Here is a 22,570-nt window from a genome sequence, read left to right as displayed (position 1 = left end):
CCACAAGGGGAGAGGGCAAGAAAACGATGAAACACCTCTTATCTACATTTTTGCTCCTTGGTTCTCTAGCTGCCTCGGCTTTTGCCTTCGCTGGTCCGAGCGAGATTTACCGGGAGTACCGCGGCCGCAAGGCCTACGAGTCCAAGGACTATTCCCAGGCTCGGAAAGATTTCGAAGCCAACCTCCAGCGAGAGGCCGACGCCCAGGATTATTTCAACCTCGGCAACACCCAATACCGCCAAAAGCAATTCGATAAGGCCAAGCAAAGCTTCAAAAAGGCCTTCGAGAAAGCCGAGGACCTCAACCTCAAAGAACAATCCTTATACAACCTCGGCAATACGGAATACCGCCTGGGCAAGCTGGAGGACTCGATCAAGGCTTACGAGCAGGCCCTCAAGCTCAAGACAGACGACGCCGAGGCCCAGCTCAATTTGGAATTCGTCAAGCGCCAGCTCCAACAACAACAACAACAACAACAACAGCAGCAGCAGCAGCAGCAGCAGCAGCAGCAGCAGCAAAGCCAACAAGACCAACAGCAGCAGGGTCAACAGCAAAATCAAAGCGGCCAAGAACAGCAACAACAGCAAAGCCAGAATCAACAACAGCAGCAACAATCCCAAGGCGGCCAGGGCCAGGAGCAAGAGCAAAAAAACCAGGGCTCCCAAGGACAAAATCAAGATCAGCAAAAAGACCAGCAGGAGCAGGGCAAGGAAAATCAAAACCAACAGGGCCAAGGTCAGGAGCAGCAAACCGGCGAAAAACCCCAAGGCTCGGAGGGTCAGCAGCCGCAAGATTCGTCTCAGCAGGGACAAGAGAAGCAGGAGCAGGCTCGACAGGGCCAACAAGGCGAGCAGCCCCAGTCCGGCCAGGAAAAGCCGCAAGAAGGCCAACAAGGCCGGCAAGGTCCCCAAGATCAACAGCAGGCCGGCGAAAAACCCGGCCAACAGGACCAAGCCGGCGCCGGCCAGGACTCCAACCAAAAAGAAGGCCAAAAGCCGGAAGAGGGGAAAGACCAGGCCAAGGGTTCCAGCGGCTCCGAGCAGGGTCCCGAAGGCGAGGGCCAGCCTGAAAAGAAGCCCAATATGGAAGGCCAGCTCGAGGCCGCCGGCGAGACCCCCCAGGGCAGCGGCAAGGAAAGGCAGGGCCAGGCCAAGGCTCAGGCCAGCCCCGGCGAGAAAGAAGCCGACCGATGGCTTGACATGATCGAGGACCACAGCAAAAAGATTCGGGAAGAGCAGATCAAAGGCGCCGTCGGCAGGTCCCGGCAGCCCTTGCAGGATTGGTGAGCATGCTTCAAAAAATCTTCCTTGCCGCGACGATCTTCCTGGCCACCTTGGGTGGCGCCGCCCGGGTCCAGGCGGCCGAGCCCACCATCGAGGCTTACGTCGATGAAAGCGAGGTCGACCTGGGCGATACCTTGACGCTCACCGTCGAGATCCGGGGCGGCAGCGCCATGACGACCCCCGACATTCCGCCGCTCGGCAACTTCGACGTCATCGGCCGTTCCTCAACCAACGCGGTCGAGATCGTCAACGGCGAGATGAGCGTCAGCAAGACCTTCCTTTATTTGCTCTCGCCGCGCCGGCCCGGCAAATTCCTCATCGGGCCGATCAAGGTCCACATCGAGGGACGAGAATACACCGCCGGCTCGGTCCGGGTCGAAGTCAACGACGACGATGGAACCGGACCGGCCCAAGCGCCGAGCGCGCCGCCGGCCTACCAAACTCAGCCGAGTCTTCCGTCTTTCCCCTCCATGCCTTTTCCCCAGATGCCCTCCCAGCGGATTCCCCAACAGCCGGGGCCGGTGCCTCCGGGTGCTCCGCCGGGCTATGAGGACAAGAAATACGAGACGACCTTCGTCACCGCCGAGGTCGACCGCAAGGAAGCCTATGTCGGCCAGCAGGTCCTCTATACCTTCCGACTTTACACCGCGGTCAGCATCTCCAACGCCCAACTCTCGCTGCCCGAGTTCAAGGATTTCTTCTCCGAGGAATTGATCAAGGAGCGGAAGTTCGAAACCCAGCTGGGCGGCCGTCGCTACGCGGTCAACGAATGGCGTTTCGCATTATTCCCGACCAAGGACGGAACCCTTCGCTTGGCCGAGACTCAAGTCCGAGGCATGGTGCCGGTCCCGATCCGGCGAAATCCCTTCGACGATCCTTTCTTTCAAACCTTCGCCACCCAGCAACGGGCCCAGACCTTCACCGCGCCGCCCATCGAAGTCCAGGTGAAGCCCCTGCCGGCGCCGCCGGCCGACTTCACCGGCTTGGTCGGAAGCTTCGCCATGTCGAGCTCGCTCAGCAAGGACTCGGTCGGCATGGGCGAAACGACCAATTTGAAGATCGAGATCTCGGGCAAGGGCAATCTCCGGGAAGCCAATTTGCCGGATCTCAAAGACCTCGATTATTTCAAGGTTTATCCCTCCAAACCGGAAGTGAAGCTTGACCGTAGCATTCAGGGCCTGTCGGGCCGCAAGGTCTTCGAATATGCCTTGGTCGCCGAACGGCCCGGAACCACCCAGGTCCCGGCCCAGGAATTCAGCTATTTCAATCCGGAGAAGGGGAGCTACGAAAAGCTCAGCACCGCTCCGCTCAGCGTCCACATCCTGGGCTCGCCCTCCAGCGAGGCTTTGGTGACCGCCGGCCTCGACGACGCCAAGGCCGCCGCCGGGACCGAGCCGGCCTTCGACCTGCGGCCGCTCAAGGCTCCGGCCGCCATCCTTTATACCCAGCGGCTCCGTTCCTACGAGAAGGCGGTCATCTGGACCATGCTGCTCGGCGCGCCGGCCTTCTTCTTCGGCCTGCTGGCCTTGCAGCGTTACCGGGCCAGCACGGAGGCCCATGCCGGCGACCGCAAGCGAAGCCGGGCTTTCCGCAAAGCCCGGGCCTCCCTGCAAAAGGGAGCCAAGGCCGGCGAAGCCGACTATTTCGCGGTCTCGCGGGTGATGAAGGAATACTTCAGCGATCGCTACGGGGTGAAGGGCGAAGCCCTGACGCCGGTGGAGATCGAGGACCTGCTGCGCAGCCGGCTGGTTCCGGTCGAGATCACCCGGCGCACCGTTTATTTCCTGGAGCAGCTCGACCTCTGGCGCTACGGCGGAATGGCCGGCTCCAAGCCCAGCGAGAAGCAATTGAAGGAGGAGGCGGTCGACCTGCTCCGAGAGATCGAGAAGGCCGCCTAGGATTCCCCCTCCTTTGTAAGGAGGGGGCAGGGGGAGGTAGAGAGCTGGTTTATGCAATTTTTTTTGCATCAAGCCAACTCTCTACCCCTCCCTAACCCTCCCCTTATAAAGGGGAGGGAAAGAGACCTATGAAAAAACTTTTTCTCATTGTTGCGACGCTCCTGCTTTCAACTCCGGCCATCGCCGTCACGCCCAAGGAGCTGGCCGACCAGGCTCAGGCCGCCTATCAGGCCGGCAAATACGCGGAGGCCATCCGTGGCTGGAACGAGCTCAGCCAGATCGGCTTCATCAACGGCGACCTCTATTACAACATCGCCAGCGCCTATTGGCGCCTGGGGCAGGCCGGCCAAGCCCGGCGCTACTTCCTGGCCGCCAGGGAATGGTCGCCGCGCGATCCGGCGCTTCGCGAAAATTTGGCCTTCATCGAAGCCAAGGTCGAGCCCAGCCGGGCCGCGGTCGAGGGGCCCCGCGCCTTGCTTCGGAAAATTCCCTTCTATCGATTGGGGCTCAATGGCTCGGAAAGCCTCTGGCTCTGCGCCGTGACCGGTCTCTTGTTCTTCGGCCTCCTGACCGCTTATCGGCTCCAGCGGAAACCGCTCTACCTGATCCTGGCCGCCACCGCCTTGCCCCTGCTTTTCTTCGGCTCCTTCCAGTACCTGATGCGGAGCGCCTGGCCCTTCGCCCGGGCGGAAGCGGTGGTCGTGGCCCCCAGCCTCTCCCTCCGGGAGCAGCCTTTGGCCGAAGCCCCGGTCCGGGAAGAGCTGCGGGAAGGCCGCTTGGTCCGGCTGAAGAAGGTCCAGGGCGATTTTGCACTTGTCAAAAGTCCGTCCGGCAAGGAAGGCTGGGCCGAGCGAGTGCAAATAGGGGAAATTCCATGACCGCCGTCGAGGCAAGGCATCATTTCTTTGAAAGCTGGGATGGGACCGAGCTTTATTACCGAGAATTTCAACCCGAAAAGAAGAAGGGCGTCCTGGTAGTCCTGCACGGCTTGGCCGAGCACTCCGGGCGCTACCGCTTTTTGTGGGAATATTTCCTGCGCTGCGGCTGGGCTATCTACCTGATGGATCAACGGGGCCATGGCCGCAGCCCCGGCTCCCGCTGTCACGCCGAGCACTTCCAGGATTTGGTCGAGGACCTCGACTCCTTTGTCCGAATGGTGGCGGCCAAGGAAAAGAAATTTCCGCTCTTCCTCGTCGCCCATTCCTTCGGCGGCCAAGTCGCGGTCAGCTATCTGTCCCGGCAACCCAAGGAGCCCAAGGGAGTCGTCCTCTCGGGACCCAACCTCAAGCTGGCGGTTCCGCTCTCGCCCTTGAAACGCTATTTGGGGACGGCGGCCGCGCGCTTCCTCCCCAAATTGGCCGTGGCCAACGAGATCGATCCGACTTGGGTTTCGCGCGATGCCGAGGTGGTGGCGGCCTATGCCGACGACCCCTTGGTCGGCAATAAGATCAGCCTGCGCCTCGGTGCCGAGATCCTCGACAACCTCGACCGGGTGATGGGGCTGGCTCCCAAGATCAAGCTGCCCAGCATCCTGATCCACGGCCAGGGCGATAAGATCACCTCGATCGAGGGCACCCGGGAGTTCTTCGACAAGATGCAAGTCAAGGACAAGACCCTGAAGGTCTATCCGGGCTATCACGAAAATTTCAACGAGACCAACCGCGAGGAGATCTTCGAGGAGATCGAGTCCTGGTTGAACGCGAGGCTCAAGTGAAATACGACCGTCAGCGCCTGAAGGACTTGATCCTGCTCTTCAGCTATCAAAAACGCGAGGTCCGCCTGGCCTCGGGCCGGATGAGCGATTTCTACTTCGACGGCAAGCAAACCACGCTCCATCCCGAAGGCGCCGCCTTGGTCGGGAAGGGGATGATGGACTTGATCCAAGAGCACTTCCCGGAAGCCGGCGCCGTCGGCGGACCGACGCTGGGCGCCGACCCCATCGCGACTTCGGTCAGCTTGGCCAGCTATTACCGGGGCTTTCCGATTCCGGCCTTCATCGTCCGCAAGGAGCCCAAAGGCCATGGCACCATGAGCTGGATCGAAGGCGCCGGTCACCTCCGGCCCGGAATGCGGGTGGTCTTGGTGGAAGACGTGATCACCACCGGCGGCTCCATCCTCAAGGCCTACCGGGCGGTTCGCGAGGCCGGGCTGGTCCCGCTCGGCGTGCTGGTCGTCGTCGACCGGGAAGAGGGCGGGCGCGAGGCCTTGGAGGCCGAGGGCTTGAAGGTCCTCAGCCTTTTCCGGAAGTCGGATTTGGTAGGGTAGGGCAGTCATCCTGAGGAGCGGGGGCCCCGGTCGAACGCCGCGAGGTTCGAGTGAGACTGGGGGGACGAAGGATCTGCGACTACCCAAGGTGGACCATCAGACTTGGGCAGTCGTAGATCCTTCGCTACGCTCAGGATGACATCCAGCGATAATCCAATTTGCCCTCAAAGCCGGTCGATGCTAAATCTATGGCAATGCGCCGTCTTCTTCTCGCCATTTTCTGCCTTTTGCCGCTGAGCGCCCAAGCGGTCCCCGACGCGCTCTTTCCCACGAAGGACGACTACGAGAAGACCCTCTATCGCTATACCAAGAACGGCAGCCATTACAGCCTGCAGGACCTCCACGCCCAGATCATCTGGTACGCGACTTACGCTTCCGACGAGTTCCGCCGGGCTTTCAAGGGCGAGTACGATGAGGTCTATCCCCACGGTCAGGAATACCGGGCCAAGGAAAAGGCCGGCGTTTGGATCGATCCCGGCTCCGATGCCTCCTTCTTCGTCGCCCTCTACGCGCGGCGGCGGGAAATGATGGATTTGGGCTCACCGAAGTCGCTGCAGGACGTCACCTTGGAAGTCGGCGGCCAATTCCTCAAGCCGACCCGGATCGAGAAGATTACCATCACCGAGTTCGAGATCCGCTTCTTCAACTACGTCAACCAGTGGTACACGGCCTACCTCGTGGTCTTCCCGACCCAGGCGCTGCGCAACCGCGACGTCCCTTTCAAGCTACACTTGAACGGCGCCGCCGGCTCCAGCACTCTCACTTATAAATAATGGTAGGGGCACCCCTTGCGGGTGCCCGGTCGGGGGCGCTTTCAATACCCTCGCCTAGGGCGACCGCAAGGGTCGCCCCTACGGTTCCAAAATCGTATCCCGGCGGTACATCTCGGACTGCGAGGGGTAATCGAGGTTGTAATGCAGACCCCGGCTTTCCTTGCGCCAGAGGGCCGATTGGATGATGAGGTCGGCGACGCAGGCGATGTTGCGCAGCTCGAGCAGGTCGGGGCTGACCACGGTGTTCCAGTAATATTCCTTGATCTCCTCCAAGAGCAGCTCGATCCGCTTTTTGGCCCGGTGCAGGCGCTTGTTGGTCCGGACGATGCCGACATAGTTCCACATGAAGGCCCGGATCTCGTCCCAGTTCTGCTTGATGACGACGGCCTCGTCGGAATCGGCCGCGTGGCCGCTGCTCCAGCCCGGAATCTCGACGTCGGGAAAGGGCGCCCCGCCGAGGCGCTCGGGAGCCTCACGGGCGGCGATATTGGCGTAGACCACGGCCTCGAGCAGCGAATTGCTTGCCAGGCGGTTGCCCCCATGGAGGCCGGTGAAGGTGACTTCGCCGCAGGCGAAGAGGTTGCGGAGCGAGGTTTCGGCCTTGTCGTCGACCACAACTCCGCCGCACATGTAATGGGCGGCCGGGACCACCGGAATCGGGTCCTTGGTGAAATCGATGCCGAAGCGGAGCAGCGACTCGCCGATGTTGGGAAAACGCTCCCGCAAATAGTCGGCCGGCAGGTGGCTCATGTCGAGCAGGACAAAGTCCTCGCCGCTCTTCTTCAGCTCATGGTCGATGGCCCGGGCCACGATGTCGCGGGGGGCGAGCTCGCGCCGGGGATCGTAGCGCTCCATGAAGGTTTCGCCGTTCCTCAGCTTAAGCACGCCGCCTTCGCCGCGCAGGGCTTCGGAGATGAGGAAGGACTTGGCCTGGGGATGATAGAGGCAAGTCGGGTGGAACTGGACGAACTCGAGGTTGGCGACCTTGGCCCCGGCCCGCCAAGCCATGGCCAGGCCGTCGCCGGTCGCGATGTCGGGATTGCTGGTATAAAGGTAGACCTTGCCGGCGCCACCGGTGGCCAGGATCGTCGCGCCGGCGGTGAAGGTCAGGACCTGGCGGTTCTGCACATCGAGGACATAGGCCCCCAGGCAACGGTTGGGCTCCTTTTCCTCGATTGCCAGCTTGCGGGTGGTGATCAAGTCGATGGCGAAGTGATGCTCGAAAATCTGGATGTTGGCATGGGACTTCACCGACTGGAGCAGGGCCCGCTCGATGACCTGGCCGGTGAAATCACCGGCGTGGAGGACCCGACGCTGACTGTGGCCGCCTTCGCGGCCGAGGTCAAAATCGCCCCCCTGGCTTCGGCTGAACTCGACGCCGAACTCGATCAGCTCCTGAACGACGTGGGGCCCGTCGGCGATGACCTTGGCGACCACCGCTTCATGGCAGAGACCGGCGCCGGCGTCGAGAGTGTCGCGGATATGAGAGTCGAGCTTGTCCTGGGGCGAAACGACCGAGGCGATGCCGCCCTGGGCATAGTTGGTGTTGGACTCGGCCGATTCCTTCTTGGTCAAGACCGCCACGCGGCCATGGCCGGCGAGCTGCAGGGCGCAGCTCAAGCCCGCGATCCCGCTGCCGAGGATGATGAAATCGTAATGCTGGCGCATTGTCGGCTTGCATGCTGCGATCCCGTCGGCCTTGTCAAGCGGGGAAACTTTTGGCGCTGGACTTCGGCGGCGGGGATAGGGATGGTCGCCGCGTAACCCATGAACCAGAATAAGTCGGCCAAGAAACGCGAGTATTTCAACCTGCCCAACTACCTGACCTTGGGCCGGATTTTGCTTATCCCGGTGGTGCTTTTCCTGATCGCCAAGATCTCACCGGCCAAGACCGACAAGGAAAACCTCTGCTGGGGCATCGCCGCCGCCCTGGTCTTCATCCTGGCCGGAGTCAGCGACCTGGTCGACGGCTATTACGCCCGCAAGTTTCAGATCAACGGCGTCTTCGGGAAGTACTTCGACCCGCTGGCCGACAAGCTGCTCATTCTGGCGGTGATGATCATGCTGATCCCGATCGGCCGGATTCCGGCCTGGATGACGATCGTCTTCCTGGCCCGCGAAATCTCGGTCACCGCGCTCCGGGGAATGGCCGCCTCCGAAGAGATCGTCATGCCGGCCGACTACTGGGGCAAAAAGAAGGCCGTGATGCAGACCTTGGCTCTTATTTTTCTCATGGTCTATTACCCCTTCCTCGGCTTCGATTTCGGAAAGATCGGTTGGATCCTGCTCATCGTCTCCCTGGTCATCGCGGTGGGCTCGGGCGTCAACTACTTGGTCCAATTCATCCGGGCCATCATGGCGAGATACCGTTGAAGCGCTTTTTTCTCCTGATTCTTCTGCTCGCGGCGCCGGCCGGCCTCCTGGCCAAGGAAGATTGGCAGTGGGTCCAGAAGATCTACGATGGAGACACGCTGCGCCTGAAGGGCGGCCAAAAGGTCCGTCTCCTGGGCATCGACACTCCCGAGCTCCACCCCAGCGAAAAGCTCTACCGCGACGCCCGGCGTAGCCGTCAGGACGCGGCCAAGATCCAGGAGCTCGGCGCCCGATCCTACGAGGTCACCCGGGAGCTGCTGAAGGGCCGGCTGGTCCGGCTGGAATTGGACGAAACCACCCGCGACAAATACGGCCGCACCCTGGCCTACGTCTACTTCAAGATGCCCGAGGACCGCTTCGCCGCGGCGATAGGGCAGCCCTATACCGGCAAGCTGCCGGCCGAGGAGAAGGAATACATGGCCAACCGGGAGCTGGTCCGCTATGGCTGGGCGGCGACCTTCAAGAATTTCGATTTCCGGGAAAAGAAGGAGTTCCTCAAGCTGGAAAAAAAGGCCCGCGACGCCGGTTGGGGCTTATGGGGCCAGGGTCCGGAATGAAGACCCACCTGCTCAAAAGCTCGCTTTGGCTTCCCGCCGCCCGCGACCGCGTCTTCAGCTTCTTCGCCGACCCCAAGAATCTCCAGCAAATCACTCCGCCTTGGCTCCATTTTACGATTCTCCGCTCCTCAACCCCGCAAATCGCCGCCGGAACCCTCCTGGACTATAAATTGCGCTTGCGCGGAGTGCCGATTCGCTGGCAGAGCGAGATCACGGTTTGGGATCCCCCCCTTCGTTTCGTCGATGAGCAGAGGAAGGGTCCCTACCGCCGATGGGTTCATCAACACCTCTTGACCGAAAAGGAAGGGGGAACTCAAGTCGAGGACTTGGTAGAGTACGCCGTGCTCGGCGGAAGCCTGGTCCATCGGCTGCTGGTTCGCCCCGATTTGGAGAGAGTTTTCGCTTATCGCAGCCAGGCCCTCCAGACTTTGTTTCGTCCCACATGAAAAACCAATCTCACAACGAAAAGATTCGCAACGTGGCCATCATCGCCCACGTCGACCACGGCAAAACGACCTTGGTCGACTTCATGCTCAAGCAGGGAGGGACTTTCCGCAGCAACAAGGAAACCGCCGACCGGATGATGGACAACATGGAACTGGAACGGGAGCGGGGGATCACCATCGCCTCGAAAAACTGCGCGGCCACCTACAAGGGAGTGAAGATCAACATCATCGACACCCCGGGCCACGCCGACTTCGGCGGCGAGGTCGAGCGGGGCCTCAAAATGGTCGACGGCGCCATCCTGCTGGTCGACGCTTCGGAAGGCCCGCTGCCCCAGACCCGTTTCGTCCTCAAGAAAGCCTTGGAGTCCCACCTCAAGATCATCGTCATCGTCAACAAGATCGACCGCAAGGATGCCCGGCCCCAGGAGGTCCTCAACGAAATCTACGACCTCTTCATCGACCTCGACGCCGACGAGAACCAGATCGAATTTCCGGTCCTCTACGCCATCGGCCGGGAAGGCGTCGCCCAGCAAAAGCTCGACGAGAAGGGCAAGGACCTCCAGCCGCTCTTCGATACGATCCTCAGCGAGGTCCCGGCCCCGGCCTACGAGGCCAGCGAGCCCTTCCAGATGCTGGTCACCAACTTGGGTTATTCCGATTACCTCGGGCGCTTGGCCATCGGCCGGGTCTTCCAGGGGAAGGCCCGGAAGAACGACGCCCTGGTCTGCATCGGCGCCGACGGCTCGCCCGAGGCGCTCAAGGTCTCGCACCTCCAGACCTATGAAGGCCTCAAGTTCAAGGACGTCGAGTCGGTGGAGCCCGGCGACATCGTCATCCTCTCGGGCATCGAGGAGGTCGCCATCGGCGACACCATCTGCACCGCCGAGGCTCCCAAGGCCCTCAAACGGCTGGTCGTCGACGAGCCGACGGTGGCCATGAAGTTCATGGTCAACAACTCGCCTTTTTCGGGCCGCGAAGGGAAGTACGTTCAATCCCGCCGCATCCTCGACCGCCTCCAGAAGGAGACGATGCACAACGTGGCCTTGCGGGTGGAAGACGGCGAGACGCCCGACAGCTTCCTGGTCAAGGGCCGGGGCGAGTTCCAGATGGCGATCCTGATCGAAACGATGCGCCGCGAGGGCTTCGAGCTGGCGGTGGGCCGGCCCCAGATCATCTTCAAGCAAGAGAATGACCAGCAACTCGAGCCGATCGAGCATCTCTTCGTCGACATCCCCGAGGACTTCATGGGCGTGATCACCGAGAAGCTCTCGCTGCGCCAGGGCCGCATGATCAACATGGTCAACCACGGCACCGGCCGGATCCGGCTGGAGTTCTCCATCCCTTCGCGGGGCCTGATCGGTTACCGCAGCGAATTTCTGACCGACACCAAGGGCGTGGGCCTGATGAACTCCTACTTGAGCGGCTACGAGCCGCTGCGCGGCGAGATCAAGAGCCGGGTCAGCGGATCGCTGGTCTGCGACCGGATGGGCGAGAGCGTCCCCTACGCCTTGTTCCACCTCGAGCCCCGGGGCGTCCTCTTCATTCCCTCGGGCGTGCCGGTCTATGAGGGCATGATCATCGGCGAGCACAACCGGGACAATGACCTCAACGTCAATCCCTGCAAGGAGAAGAAGCTGACCAATATGCGGGCCGCCGGAAAGGACGAGAACGTCGTCCTGACTCCGGTCCTGCCCATGACCCTGGAAAGGGCCATTGAATTCATCAAGGACGATGAGCTGGTCGAAGTGACCCCCAAGTCGATCCGGCTGCGCAAGACGGTCCTGCCGGCCAACCAGAGAAAATAATTACCCCCCTTTGAAAAAGGGGGGTTGGGGGATTTAAAGCGCCACTTGTGCCTAGAAGAGACCCTGGCTTTTGCCGCATTTCTTAAATCCCCCCTGGCCCCCCTTTTTCAAAGGGGGGAAGAGAGGCGAGAATGGATTTCGTATTTCAATTCCTCAGCAACCTGCACAGCCCCGAGGGCATTGAAGCCCTCATTCGCTCCGGCGGGCTTTTGCTCTTGGTCTTCATCGTCTTCGCCGAGACCGGGCTGCTGGCCGGTTTCTTCCTGCCCGGCGACTCCCTCCTGGTGACGGCCGGGGTGCTCTGCTCGCGCTCGCTGAGCGGCGGCGAGCCGATCCTGAACATCTGGACGGTCAACTTGGCCCTGATGGCGGCGGCGGTGATCGGCGACCAGGTCGGGTTTTGGCTGGGCCGCAAGACCGGGCCCAAGATCTTCAACAAACCGGACAACCGCTTTTTCAAGAAGAAATACGCCCTCGAGGCCCATGCCTTCTACGAGAAGCACGGCGGCAAGGCCATCATCCTGGCCCGCTTCGTCCCGATCCTGCGCACCTTCGTTCCCTTCATCGCCGGAGTGGCCGACATGTCCTACCGGCGCTTTGTCGCCTTCAACGTCTTCGGCGGCATCGGCTGGGTCTTTTCCATGACCTTGCTGGGATATTTCCTGGGCCGGAGTCCTTTGGGCGAAAAATTGCACCTTATTATCTTGGTGGTGATTTTCATCTCCATCCTGCCCATGGTCATCGGCATCCTGAAACGCTTCCTTTCGAAGGCACCGAAAACACATTCGGCGCTTTGAGAATCGGGCCCAGGCTCCTATAATCGCCTCGACAACCTGCATGACGAGAAAGGAGTCTTTATGGCCGTCGCCCGAAAAACCCAGGTCGTGGCATCTTCCGCCGAAAGCTTCCATGACGCCGTCAATATCGCGGTTTCCCGCGCTTCCAAAACCCTGCGCGGCATGACCGGCTTGGAAGTCGTCGAGCAAAAAGCCAAGATCGAGAACGACCGCATCACCGAATATCGGGTGGAGTGTCAGATCACTTTCATCCTCGACGAGTAAAACCGCCCTTCAGCCAATCGAGGGCCATCGGGAAGTGGTCTTGCGGCGCATCGGGATGAGTCAGCATGTCGATGTGGCCGTAGTCGTGCCTTTGTCCGTTCTCCCGGCTCAGCAAATGATATTTCAGCCCCCGAGGCTTGGTCTCGCGGATGAAGTCTTGGACGTCCTCGGGATGGCCGAGATAGGCGTCTTTGATCGCCGCGAAGTGAAAGGTCGGCGGCGGCGGCGCGGATCGTAGGGCTTCGCCGTAATCGAAGCCGTCTTGCGGATCGACCCAGGGCGATCCGGCCTTCACCCAGGCCCGGTTCTGCCTCAAGGAGGAGGCGGTTTCATTGTCGCTGCCCATTTTCCACTCGACCATCGGCAGATATCCGTAGATCCGGGCCAAGAGGGGAGCCGCCAAATTCCAGAATAGATCGATTTTGAGGAATTTCTCGCGATTGAAGACCGCGATCCGGCGCTTGGTGCCGAAACAGAGGACCGACTCCAAACCGGCCCGCCATTCGGGTGAGCGGGCGTAAAGGGCCATCAGCAAAACGCCACCCCAGCTGTGGGCGACCCAATGGCGCGGCGGCCGGCCGCGGCGCCGACGGATCTCGCTCAAAAAGGCCGGCAGGTCCTCAAGGATGGCCTCGGTCTGGCCGTAGCGCGAATGGCGGCCGATCGGCGGCCGGGAAAGCCCTCGACCCCGCAAATCGCCGACGTAGACGTCGAAGCCGGCCTGGGCCAAGTAGGGGCCCAAGCCCTTGCCCGACTCGGAATAGAAGATCCGGCCGTTCTCGATCGAGCCGTGAAGCAGGAAAATCGGCTCGCCCTCGGGATCGCGATAAATCCGCCGCAGATGCAGCTCATCGCTGTTGTTGATGGGAATGAAAAGAGATTCCTGTTTCATGCCTGGTCGCGGCTCCACCAAGCCAAAGCCAAGAACAAGAGGCCGCTGGCCAGGTAGCCGAAGACGAAGCCCGGGGCCTGGAGCCAGCCGAAGTCGTTCTGCACTCCGGTCTCGCTCAAGCGATAGGCATGGGTCAGCCCGAAGGCCGAAAGCAGGGCCGCGGCCAGCGACCAAAGCGCGGCCTTCAGGAATTCGCGCTCGATCAAGAAGACGACGATCGAGGCCAGCACCATCGAGGTGATCAGAAAGCCCTGGTTCAAGGCGATCACGCCATCGATGAAGAGGGCATTGCCGAATTTCGGCGCCACCGTAAAGAGGGTCGAGCCGGCCTTCTGCAAGCTGGTCTCGACGACCATCAAGGTCCAAGCCGCGAAGGCCGGGATCAAGCCGGCGGCCACCGCCAGGGCATGGGCTTTCGGCACTTCCTGGAAAGCCTGGGCGCTCATCACGATGCCGATCCAGAGCAGGATGCCCAGCGTCACTTCCAAGGGAACGAAACGCAGCACCAAGGAGACGCCGCCGAAGAGGCAAAGCAGGGTGATCACCCCGCCATTGAGGATCGAATAGCCGATGCGGGCGCCCATCGCCTTCCAGCCGGGATGGCCGATATAGATGGTGGTGGGGAAGGCGCTGCCCAAGGCCGCGGCCAGGACGCTGCAGAGGCCGTTGGCCAGCAATGCCGGCTTGGTCTCGTAGCGGTCGCCGGCGGCCTCGGCGCTTTCGAGGTTTTGCAGCGAACCGATCAGGTTGAACAAGGCCATTGGAAAAATGACCGCGAGATGGCGCCAAATCCAGGGGCTTTCCAAAAAATCCCAAAGCTCGACCAGCGCCGGGCGGGGCGGATGAAAGCCCAGCTCGAAGGGCGCCGCCGAGGGCGTGAAGAGCTCGAAACCGAGAGACCGGAGCAACCAAGCCAAGGCCGTGCCTAAGAGAACCGCGGCGAAGCCGCCGGGAATGCCGCCGGGCAGCTTGAGCCGGCCGGCATAAGCCGCCAGGATCAGCATCATCGGCAGGATCGCGATGGCCGGCGAGGCGAAGATCTGAAAGATAAAGCCCAAGGCGATGAAAGTGATGGCGACTCCGGCCAAGGAGGAGAGCAGGGCCGCCCGCGGGGTATGCCGCCGCAGCCAGTCGCCGGCGAAGGCGCCGACGGTTTCGAGGATGCCGCTGAGCAGGCAGGCGAAGAGGCCGACTTTCCAGACCAGGACCGGGTCCTTGGTCTCTTGGTAGACCGGCCCCATGATGAGGAAGATGAAGGCGACCAAGCTCGGCGTATTGATGCCGTAAGGCAGGGCCGTCACGTCGGAGCGGCCGCTGGCCTTGGCCAGCTTCCAAGCCTGCCAAGAATAAAACAGGTTGCCGAGCAGGATCGAGATCGCGGCCCCGGGCAGGATCCGCCCGACCACGAGCTCGTCGGGCAGGCCGCAGACCCCGCGACAGAGCACGTCGATCAGCATGAGCTGAAGCAGGTTGTCGACGAAGAGCCCGAAGAAGCCGTCGAGGTCGCCTCCGACGAAGAGCCTGGGTCTCACTTCATTCCCGGCCGACTGGCTCGCGAGCGGTTGTTGAATTCGATGACGGTGATGACCCGGTTGTTATCGGTGTCGGCGGCGTCGAAGTCGGATTTGCTGCCCTGCCATTCGAAAGGCGAGAGGATGCCGTCCTTGTTCCGGTCGAGGGCGTCGAAATTGTTGGTCGGAGGCGGGACCGAGGCGACCTTGTCGTAGTATTCGTTTCGGGTGAGCTGGCCGTCGCGGTTGGTGTCGAGTTGGTTGAAGGCATTGTCGCTCAGCTGGGATTCTTTCTTGCTCAAGACCCCGTTGCGATTCTTGTCCAGGGTCGAGAAGGCGTCGAGGGTCTCGTCCTTGCGGTCGCGGAACTCGACCCGGGTCAAGGTGCGGTCGCCGTTGTCGTCGAGCTGGTCGAAGTACCGGCGCTGGGAGGGCCATTCCCAAGTCGAGATGATGTTGTCGTTGTTGACGTCGAGCTCCTCGAAACGCATGTTGAGGGTCTCTTGAAAGCTGAGGTTTTCCTTCTTGCCCTTATAGGTGACCCGGAGCTCGTCGCCGGTCAGGACCCCGTCGTTGTTGTAGTCGCGAGCCTTGAAGGAGGTGCTGCTGCTGGTCCACTCCTTCATGGTGACCTTGCCGTCGCGGTTCTTGTCCATATAACTGTAGGTCATCATTTCGAGGGCCAGAGCCGAGGAAAGGCCTAGGGCCAGGCCGGCGGCGGTTAAGGCGACAGTGAGTCGAATCCGGATCATGAAAGCCTCCTTGGGGGGTGCCGAGAATATGCCGGAAAATAATGGATTTTGGCGAAAAGTCCATTATTCTTCGCGGATGCAAGCCGTCCTCGACGATTACAGCTTTCACTATCGAAGCCATGGCCAAGAAACCGGTCTGCCGCTGATCTTTCTGCATGGTTTTCCCTTCAGCTCCGAGATGTGGACTCCGCAGCTCGAGGCTCTGCCGCCGGAGTATCGGGCCTACGCTTACGACCTGCGAGGCTTGGGCGCCAACGAGCCCGGCGACGGCCAATACACCATCGAAGGTCACGTCGACGATCTGCTGGCCTTGATGGACCATTGGAAAATCCCAAAGGCGGTGCTGATCGGCCTATCGATGGGCGGCTACATCGCGCTCCGGGCCCTGGAGCGGAACGGCGATCGATTCCTGGCCGCGGTCCTGGCCGACACCCGGAGCGAAACCGACAGCGATCCGACCCGCCTGCGCCGGGCGGCCCAAGTCAAGCAAGTCAAAGCCATCGGGTCGCTGGCTTTCGCCGACGTCCTGCTGCCGGCGGGTTTCTCGCCCAAATCCTTGGAATCCAAGCCGCAAGCCGTGAGCTTGATCCGCAAGCTCATCGCCCGCACCTCGCCGCTGGGGATCGCCGGGACTCTGATCGCCTTGGCGGCGCGCAGCGACACGACTTCGGCCTTGGACAGGCTGAAGCTGCCGGTTTTAATCTTGGTCGGAGAAAAGGATGGGGTCACGCCGGTCTCGTCGGCCCAGTCGATGCACCGGCGTATTCCGGGGTCGCGGCTCGAAATCATCCCGGAGGCGGCTCACTTGAGCAATTTGGAGAATCCGGAGCTTTTCAATCGGCACTTGCTGGAATTTCTCCGCTCTGTTCCCAGGCCGTGAACTTTTCCAGATCGGAGCGGATCGAGGAGAGCACCAAGCCGACGACTAGGGCATCGTCGAGGAAACCGAAGACGTAGAGGAAGTCGGCGATCAGGTCGAGGGGGTTGAGGAAATAGAGCAGCGCCCCGACCGCCGCCAGCAGCGTTTTCCAGGGAACTTGGCGATAGCGGCCGCCGAGCCAAGCCCGGACCAGCCGGAGCAGGGTCTTGAGCTCGGACCAAAAAGCGCCGATTCGCGAACGATGGGCTTCGGCCTTGGCGTCGGCTTCGTCGACGACCTTGCGCAGGGTTTCGGGATCTTGGACCAAGCGTAACGCGCGGCGTTGCAGGTCCTTCACATTGGGCAGATTCATGGCCGACATGATGGAGCAAAGCACCTGGTTTGTCTATATCCTGCGCTGCAACGACGGCAGCCTTTACACCGGCATCACCAACTGCCTGGAGCGCCGGCTGGAGCGGCATAACCGCGGCTTGGCCTCGCGCTACACCCGGAGCCGTTTGCCGGTGAACCTGGTCTACAGCGAGCCTCAACCCGATCGCTCGCTGGCCTCGAAGCGCGAGGCTGAGATCAAGTCCTGGGACCGGGATGATAAAATGAAATTTATCAAGTTAAGCGCTGCCCCCATCGTAGGGGCGACCCTTGCGGTCGCCCTCGGCACCGCGCCTGGGGCGGGCGCAAGGCCCGCCCCTACACAACCTGCCCGGCGACGAAGCCCGAAGCCCAAGCCCATTGAAAATTGAAGCCGCCGAGCTCGCCGGTGACGTCGAGGACCTCGCCGATGAAATAGAGGCCGGGAACCCGATTCGACTCCATCGTCTTGGAAGAAAGCTCGGCGGTGTCGACGCCGCCGGCGGTGACCTCGGCCGTGTCGTAACCTTCGGTGCCGGAGGGCTTGAGCTCCCAGCGCTTCAAAAGCTCGCCGGCCCGGCTCAAGTCGCGATCGGGGCAATCTTGGAGAGGTCTTGACGGCGCGTGGCGGGCGCACCAGGTTTCGGCCAGCCGCTGGGGCAAGTGCCGAGCCAGCAGATTTTTCAGCTCGGCCTTTTCCCCGGCCTTCTTCAGCCGCAGCAGAAACCCGGCCTCCTCTTCCGGCAGCAGGTCGATCGCGATCGCTTCACCGCTTTTCCAATAGGAGGAAATTTGCAAAATCGCCGGCCCACTCAGGCCGCGGTGGGTGAAGAGCAGGCTTTCGCGAAAGCTCTTGGCCTTCGCCGACACCACGATCTCGGTTGAGACGCCGCTCAGCTCGGTCCAAACTCGATCCTCGCCGTCGACCAGGAAGGGCACCAGGGCCGGCCGGCAGGAATGGACCCCGTGGCCGAAGCGCTTGGCCAGCTCGTAGCCGAAAGGGGTGGCGCCGAGATTGGGGTAGGAGAGGCCGCCGGTGGCGACGACGAAGCTCTCGGCTTCGATCGGCCCGGCGGCGGTCTCGAGCCGGAAAAGCCCGTTCTTTTCGACCGAGAGCAGCTCCTGCCGCAAGCGGATCTCGACGCCGGCGGCCGAGCATTCCCGGGCCAACATGGCGACGATCTCCTTCGCCGAATGCTTGCAGAAGAGCTGGCCCAGCTTCTTCTCGTAATATTCGATGCGGTGGCGTTCGACCAGCTCGACGAAGTCGGCCGGCGAAAAGCGGGCGAGGGCCGACTTGCAAAAATGAGGATTGGCCGAGGAAAAATTCTCGGGCCGGCTTTGGACATTGGTGAAATTGCAACGGCCGCCGCCGGAGATGAGGATTTTCTTGCCCAGCCGCTCGGCTCGCTCCAGCACCAGGACTCGCCGGCCGCGCTTGCCGGCTTGGACGGCGCAAAAAAGGCCGGCGGCGCCGCCGCCCAGGATGACCACATCGTAGCGCGACATGGCGCCTTTCTAGACCAAATCACGAAGGATTGACAATTCTTAGCCGGCTGGCTATGAGGTCCCCCGCAATGCGGGAGTAACTCAGTGGTAGAGTGCAACCTTGCCAAGGTTGACGTCGCGGGTTCGAGCCCCGTCTCCCGCTCAGGAAAGGCAGCTGAAGAGGCTGCCTTTTTTATTTTCCCTCCCCCCTTGCGGGGGACCAAAAAGGCAAACCGGCGACTTAATGTCGCCGGGCAAACTTTTTGGTAATGTTAAGCCTTTCCAAGCTTGCTGTGGTTTCGCAAAGCGAAACCGGGAGAGGGGGCATGGCATAAGCAGCATTCACTTAATGCCACGCCCCCTCTCCCCGGCCCTCTCCCGCAAGGGGAGAGGGTGAAAGATCAACAAAACCCCACCCTTCACACCGCGTCAAAAAAATCGACATTTTTTTAGCCTGTCTCTTGCATTTTTCGACTAGAATTTCTCCGAGGAGTGAGGTCGATGAGGAGTCTTTCGCCCACAGCTGTAAAGATCCTTGAGGCCCGCTATTTGCGGAGGGATAGCCTCGCGCGGGTGGTGGAGAGCCCCAAGGACCTGTTCCGTCGAGTCGCCCATGCGGTAGCCCAGGCCGAGGCGGCCTTCAGCTCGCTCGACGAGGTCGATTATTACGAAAACGAATATTACCGGATGATGAGCCACCTCGAGTTCCTGCCGAACTCGCCGACCCTGATGAACGCCGGCCGGGAGCAGGGCCAGCTTTCGGCCTGTTTCGTCCTTCCGGTGCCCGACAGCATCGAGGGGATCACCAAGGCGGTCCAGCAAATGTCCTTGCTCCACCGCGGCGGAGCCGGCACCGGCTTCAGCTTCTCCGCGATCCGGCCCAAAAACGACCCGGTCAGCTCGACCGGCGGCCAAGCCAGCGGCCCGGTCTCCTTCATCAAGCTCTTCGACAACGCCACCGAGGTGGCCAAGGGCGCGCCGCCCCGCCGCGGCGCCAACATGGCTGTTTTGCGGGTCGACCATCCCGACGTCCTTGATTTCATCCGGGCCAAGGACCAGGGGGGCTTGAGCCATTTCAACCTTTCGGTCGGCGTGACCAGCCACTTCATGCGCTGCCTGAAGAAAGGAACGACCTATCCGCTGGTCAATCCGCGCAACGGCAAGATCGTCCGCTTCACGCCGGCCCGGGAGGTCTTCGAGGCCATCTGCAAGTCGGCCTGGGCGGTCGGCGACCCGGGCCTGCTGTTCCTGGACGAGATCAACCGGCACAACCCGACGCCCCAGCTCGGCCAGATCGAAGCCACCAACCCTTGCGGCGAGCAACCGCTTTTGCCTTACGAAAGTTGCAACCTCGGCTCGATCAACCTCTCGGCCCTGGTCCATCAAGGCGAGTTCGACGAGGAGCGATTCGAGATTCTCATCGACCTGGCGGTCCGATTTCTCGACAACGTCATCGACGTCAACCATTACCCGCTGCCGGAGATCCAAAAGCTGACCATGGCCAACCGCAAGATCGGCCTCGGCGTGATGGGCTTCGCCGAAATGTTGATGAAGATGGACATCCCCTACGACTCGGCCAAGGCCCGAACCCTGGCGACCACGATGATGAAGCTCTTCCTGAAGCGTTGTCGCCAGGCCTCGGTTTCCTTGGCCAAGCAGCGGGGAGCCTTCCCCAGCTTCAAGGGCTCGGCCTTGGACAAGGCCCGGATGGCGCCGCAACGCAACGCCACCCTGACGACCATCGCGCCTAGCGGCACCCTGAGCCTGCTCGCCGGCACCACCGGCGGGATCGAGCCGGCCTTCGCGCTCAGCTATTACCGCAGCGCCTTGGGCGGCGAGGAGCTGATGGAGGTGCTGCCGGTCTTCCAGGCCAAGATGAGGGCCGAGGGCTTGGCCACGCCCGAGCTCTTCGCCGAGATCGCCGAAACCGGCAGCGTCCAGGGGCTCGGCCAGGTTCCGAAAAAAATTCAGGAAGTCTTCAAGACCTCGATGGATTTGAAGCCGATCGACCACATCAAGATGCAGGCGGTCTTCCAGAAGTACACCGACAACGCGGTCAGCAAAACGGTCAACCTGCCCGAGGATGCCACCTGGGAGGATGTCTATCAAATCTACATGGCGGCCTATGAGCAGAAGTGCAAGGGCATCACGGTCTACCGCTACGGCAGCCAGAGCGATCAAGTCCTCAAGGTCGGAAAGGCGCCGCCCAAGAAAAAGAAGGCCCGGGCGGTCATCGACGAAACCGAGGACTGCGGAATCTGCATTTCATATCAGTAGGGGCGACCCTTGCGGTCGCCCGGTACATGGACATTGATGGGTAGACAGGGTGGGCGCAAGGCCCACCCCTACGGGGCCAAGCTGCGCTCGACCGCGCCTTGGAGGATCTGGCGATTGATCCAGTTGGGCAGCGAGCGCCCATTGATGTAGACCGCCGGGGTTCCGCTGACCCCGATTTGGTTGCCCAGAGCGACGTCGGCGGCCACCGCCTGCTTGGTGGAGTCGGCGCCGAGGCAGGCCTCGAAGGCTTTCATGTCGAGCTTGACCTTGCGGCCGATGGCCAGCAGCGACTCATCGGAAAACTTGGGCTGCCGATCGAAGGCGGCGTCGTGGTACTCCCAAAATTTCCCCTGCACGCCGGCGCAATGGGCGGCGTAAGCGGCATTGCAAGCTTGCTGGTGAAGGTCGCGCTGCATGGAAGGATTGCAGGCCTTGTCCAAGGGGTAGTTCATGAACACCAGCTTCACCTTGTCGCGGTAATCGCCGAGCAAAGGCTTCAGGTTGAAGGCCGCCACCTTGCAATAAGGGCATTCCATGTCGCTGAACTCGGCGATGACGACCTTGGCGTCGGCATTGCCCCAGAAGGGCTTGCCGCTGACGTCGATCGCGACCGGCTTCTGGGCCATGAACTGATTGAGATATTCCTGAACTTCGCCTTTGGAAAGCTCCTTGGCCATCTGCTTGTGGTTGGTGTGCAGGATGACGCCACCGATCGCGAAGACGATGCCGAAATAGAGCAGGGCCTTGCCCCAAGGGATTTTGCGAAAAATTTCCACCGGTCCTCCTCGGCCCATCAGGGCCCACAGCGCTAAAGCCAAGATCAGGTTCACGACGTAGAGCGTGAAGCAAAAGATGCACAGAGCTTGCAGCTCGAAAAAACTAACGTAGGCCAGGAAAAGGCTTAAAAAAATCGTGGCCAGGGCCAGCAGGGTCGGAAGGGCGAGGATCTCGGAGAAGTTTTCGGGGGCCATCCGCGAATAGAGCAGGGCGCCGAAGACGTAAATATAGAAGAGCAGCCCGAGGCCGGCCAAGGGCAGGGTGCCGAGGCTGGCGTATTTGCTGGCGAGGACTGAATCGCAATTCAGGTAAGGGCTGAGGTTGCACAGCGACTTTCCGGTCATCGAGGCCGAAAGGTGGAGGAAGTGCTGATAGGTCAGGTAAGCGGCGGCGCCGATTCCCACCAGGGTGGCGAGGAGCGCCAGTAGCCAAAATCCCTTGCGAATCTGCTGAGGCATGGGGTGGGTCCTATCCGCTTTGCTTGGTCCAGACAACCAAATTTAGCTGATTTTACTTCGCAATTCTCGAGTTGCTGCTGGCGCCATGTCTGGTGTTTCAGCCCGGTCGGGGAGCCCGGGGACATCCTCCTCACTTTTTTCCCCGGCCCTCAAGCCGGGCCGGGGAAAGCTTGGTCCATCGATATCTATTGGATGCTTTAAGGTGATCGACGGCCCAAAAGCCGTTCGGAGGAGTCCCCGGACTCCCCGACCTACCTTGGGCAGAGACGCGAAATGGTTTTGGGCCGAAGCTTCTTCTTTGACGGTAGGTCGGGGGTTGGGGGAGGTGTCCCCTCTCAAACTATCTCTGCAAGAGGGAGGGCGTACGAAGGCCGAGAAATCCGTCGGAGCAAAAAACTTAGGGGCTGACGAAGGAAGACCCTAAGTTTTATTGCGAAGCGGATTTCTCGGACTGAGTAGCCCGACCGGGCAGAATTTTGAGAGGGGACACCTCCCCCAACCCCCGGCCGGGTAAAAGCACCTAAGCCGGCAGCCCCACAAACTCTCCCTGTTGACAATTATGACGCAATAAGGCAAAGGCTGGTTTTTCCGAACGATTCTAGGCGGGTGTGTTCAAGAAACGGGTTAAGGTATGAGCCGCTCAGCACAGCAGCATTGGTTGGATTTTCTCGACGAAGTCACGGCTTCCGAGCCCAAGCACTATCTCTGGCTTCGCTCGCTGTCCTA

The 22,570-nt window shown here is 61.3% G+C and carries 22 protein-coding genes and 1 tRNA gene; 16 read left to right on the top strand and 7 right to left on the bottom strand.

Translation table 11 applies throughout. The features are described 5' to 3' along the window. Positions 1 to 26 precede the first annotated feature (26 nt). The 6 genes from VJR29_12810 (at position 27) to VJR29_12785 (ending at position 6,219) form a co-directional block, all read left to right on the top strand. Entirely contained in the window at positions 27 to 1,286 is a 1,260-nt protein-coding gene (locus VJR29_12810) for a tetratricopeptide repeat protein (protein HKY64288.1), read from the top strand. Between the two features lie 2 nt (positions 1,287 to 1,288). Continuing rightward, positions 1,289 to 3,181: a BatD family protein gene (locus VJR29_12805; protein ID HKY64287.1), complete on the top strand. Its 1,893-nt coding sequence runs from the start codon at positions 1,289 to 1,291 to the stop codon at positions 3,179 to 3,181. 128 nt (positions 3,182 to 3,309) lie between these two features. Beyond that, positions 3,310 to 4,059 (top strand): hypothetical protein, encoded by a 750-nt coding sequence (locus VJR29_12800; GenBank protein ID HKY64286.1) that lies wholly within the window; start codon positions 3,310 to 3,312, stop codon positions 4,057 to 4,059. Further along, positions 4,056 to 4,895 (top strand): lysophospholipase, encoded by an 840-nt coding sequence (locus tag VJR29_12795; GenBank protein ID HKY64285.1) that lies wholly within the window; start codon positions 4,056 to 4,058, stop codon positions 4,893 to 4,895. The genes VJR29_12800 and VJR29_12795 overlap by 4 nt, the downstream gene beginning before the upstream one ends. After that, positions 4,892 to 5,446, top strand: a complete 555-nt coding sequence (gene pyrE, locus VJR29_12790; GenBank protein HKY64284.1) for an orotate phosphoribosyltransferase — start codon at positions 4,892 to 4,894, stop codon at positions 5,444 to 5,446. Before VJR29_12795 ends, pyrE begins: the two co-directional genes overlap by 4 nt. A gap of 188 nt (positions 5,447 to 5,634) precedes the next feature. Further along, positions 5,635 to 6,219, top strand: coding sequence for a hypothetical protein (locus VJR29_12785; GenBank protein HKY64283.1), 585 nt, complete (start codon positions 5,635 to 5,637; stop codon positions 6,217 to 6,219). Between the two features lie 78 nt (positions 6,220 to 6,297). On the opposite strand, the gene nadB is transcribed toward VJR29_12785, so the two are convergent. Beyond that, on the bottom strand, positions 6,298 to 7,887 hold the full coding sequence (nadB, locus tag VJR29_12780; protein HKY64282.1) for an L-aspartate oxidase: 1,590 nt from the start codon (positions 7,885 to 7,887) through the stop codon (positions 6,298 to 6,300). Positions 7,888 to 7,986: 99 nt separating this feature from the next. Between nadB and pgsA the strand changes: the two genes are divergently transcribed. From pgsA to VJR29_12750, 6 genes are all read left to right on the top strand, one after another. Next, positions 7,987 to 8,592 carry a CDP-diacylglycerol--glycerol-3-phosphate 3-phosphatidyltransferase gene (gene pgsA, locus VJR29_12775; GenBank protein HKY64281.1) on the top strand — a complete coding sequence of 202 codons (606 nt, stop codon included), beginning with the start codon at positions 7,987 to 7,989 and terminating at the stop codon, positions 8,590 to 8,592. Further along, a complete protein-coding gene (locus VJR29_12770; GenBank protein HKY64280.1) occupies positions 8,589 to 9,149 on the top strand; it encodes a thermonuclease family protein in 561 nt (186 codons plus the stop codon). The genes pgsA and VJR29_12770 overlap by 4 nt, the downstream gene beginning before the upstream one ends. Then, entirely contained in the window at positions 9,146 to 9,595 is a 450-nt protein-coding gene (locus VJR29_12765; GenBank protein ID HKY64279.1) for an SRPBCC family protein, read from the top strand. Before VJR29_12770 ends, VJR29_12765 begins: the two co-directional genes overlap by 4 nt. Then, entirely contained in the window at positions 9,592 to 11,400 is a 1,809-nt protein-coding gene (gene typA, locus VJR29_12760; protein HKY64278.1) for a translational GTPase TypA, read from the top strand. Before VJR29_12765 ends, typA begins: the two co-directional genes overlap by 4 nt. A gap of 131 nt (positions 11,401 to 11,531) precedes the next feature. Continuing rightward, on the top strand, positions 11,532 to 12,197 hold the full coding sequence (locus VJR29_12755; protein ID HKY64277.1) for a VTT domain-containing protein: 666 nt from the start codon (positions 11,532 to 11,534) through the stop codon (positions 12,195 to 12,197). 60 nt (positions 12,198 to 12,257) lie between these two features. Continuing rightward, positions 12,258 to 12,461, top strand: a complete 204-nt coding sequence (locus VJR29_12750) for a dodecin family protein (protein HKY64276.1) — start codon at positions 12,258 to 12,260, stop codon at positions 12,459 to 12,461. Here the strand turns inward: VJR29_12750 and VJR29_12745 are convergent. Genes VJR29_12745 through VJR29_12735 form a run of 3 tightly spaced genes read right to left on the bottom strand, consistent with a single transcriptional unit; the run spans position 12,445 to position 15,616 of the window. Further along, positions 12,445 to 13,353, bottom strand: coding sequence for an alpha/beta fold hydrolase (locus tag VJR29_12745; GenBank protein HKY64275.1), 909 nt, complete (start codon positions 13,351 to 13,353; stop codon positions 12,445 to 12,447). The genes VJR29_12750 and VJR29_12745 overlap by 17 nt on opposite strands. Then, entirely contained in the window at positions 13,350 to 14,885 is a 1,536-nt protein-coding gene (locus VJR29_12740; GenBank protein ID HKY64274.1) for an NCS2 family permease, read from the bottom strand. The genes VJR29_12745 and VJR29_12740 overlap by 4 nt, the downstream gene beginning before the upstream one ends. After that, positions 14,882 to 15,616 (bottom strand): hypothetical protein, encoded by a 735-nt coding sequence (locus VJR29_12735; protein HKY64273.1) that lies wholly within the window; start codon positions 15,614 to 15,616, stop codon positions 14,882 to 14,884. Before VJR29_12735 ends, VJR29_12740 begins: the two co-directional genes overlap by 4 nt. Here VJR29_12735 and VJR29_12730 point away from each other — a divergent pair. Continuing rightward, positions 15,615 to 16,496, top strand: a complete 882-nt coding sequence (locus VJR29_12730) for an alpha/beta hydrolase (protein HKY64272.1) — start codon at positions 15,615 to 15,617, stop codon at positions 16,494 to 16,496. The two genes, VJR29_12735 and VJR29_12730, sit on opposite strands and share 2 nt — an antisense overlap. On the opposite strand, the gene VJR29_12725 is transcribed toward VJR29_12730, so the two are convergent. Beyond that, positions 16,450 to 16,857, bottom strand: a complete 408-nt coding sequence (locus VJR29_12725; GenBank protein ID HKY64271.1) for a YkvA family protein — start codon at positions 16,855 to 16,857, stop codon at positions 16,450 to 16,452. The two genes, VJR29_12730 and VJR29_12725, sit on opposite strands and share 47 nt — an antisense overlap. Here VJR29_12725 and VJR29_12720 point away from each other — a divergent pair. Next, complete coding sequence (locus VJR29_12720; GenBank protein ID HKY64270.1) at positions 16,847 to 17,236, top strand: GIY-YIG nuclease family protein; 390 nt, start codon at positions 16,847 to 16,849, stop codon at positions 17,234 to 17,236. The genes VJR29_12725 and VJR29_12720 overlap by 11 nt on opposite strands. Here the strand turns inward: VJR29_12720 and VJR29_12715 are convergent. Beyond that, positions 17,184 to 18,353, bottom strand: a complete 1,170-nt coding sequence (locus VJR29_12715) for an NAD(P)/FAD-dependent oxidoreductase (protein ID HKY64269.1) — start codon at positions 18,351 to 18,353, stop codon at positions 17,184 to 17,186. The two genes, VJR29_12720 and VJR29_12715, sit on opposite strands and share 53 nt — an antisense overlap. 70 nt (positions 18,354 to 18,423) lie before the next feature. Between VJR29_12715 and VJR29_12710 the strand changes: the two genes are divergently transcribed. Then, positions 18,424 to 18,495 (top strand) — tRNA-Gly (locus VJR29_12710). A 338-nt stretch (positions 18,496 to 18,833) separates the two neighbouring features. Then, complete coding sequence (locus VJR29_12705; GenBank protein ID HKY64268.1) at positions 18,834 to 20,609, top strand: adenosylcobalamin-dependent ribonucleoside-diphosphate reductase; 1,776 nt, start codon at positions 18,834 to 18,836, stop codon at positions 20,607 to 20,609. A gap of 68 nt (positions 20,610 to 20,677) precedes the next feature. Here VJR29_12705 and VJR29_12700 read toward each other — a convergent pair whose 3' ends face one another. Then, complete coding sequence (locus tag VJR29_12700) at positions 20,678 to 21,844, bottom strand: thioredoxin domain-containing protein (protein ID HKY64267.1); 1,167 nt, start codon at positions 21,842 to 21,844, stop codon at positions 20,678 to 20,680. Between the last annotated feature and the right edge of the window lie 726 nt (positions 21,845 to 22,570).

This window comes from bacterium (genome assembly GCA_035281585.1).
GTDB lineage: Bacteria > UBA10199 > UBA10199 > DSSB01 > DSSB01 > DATEDP01.
The sequence above is the reverse complement of the archived record's forward strand: the minus strand, read 5'-3'. Positions and strand labels throughout refer to the sequence as shown.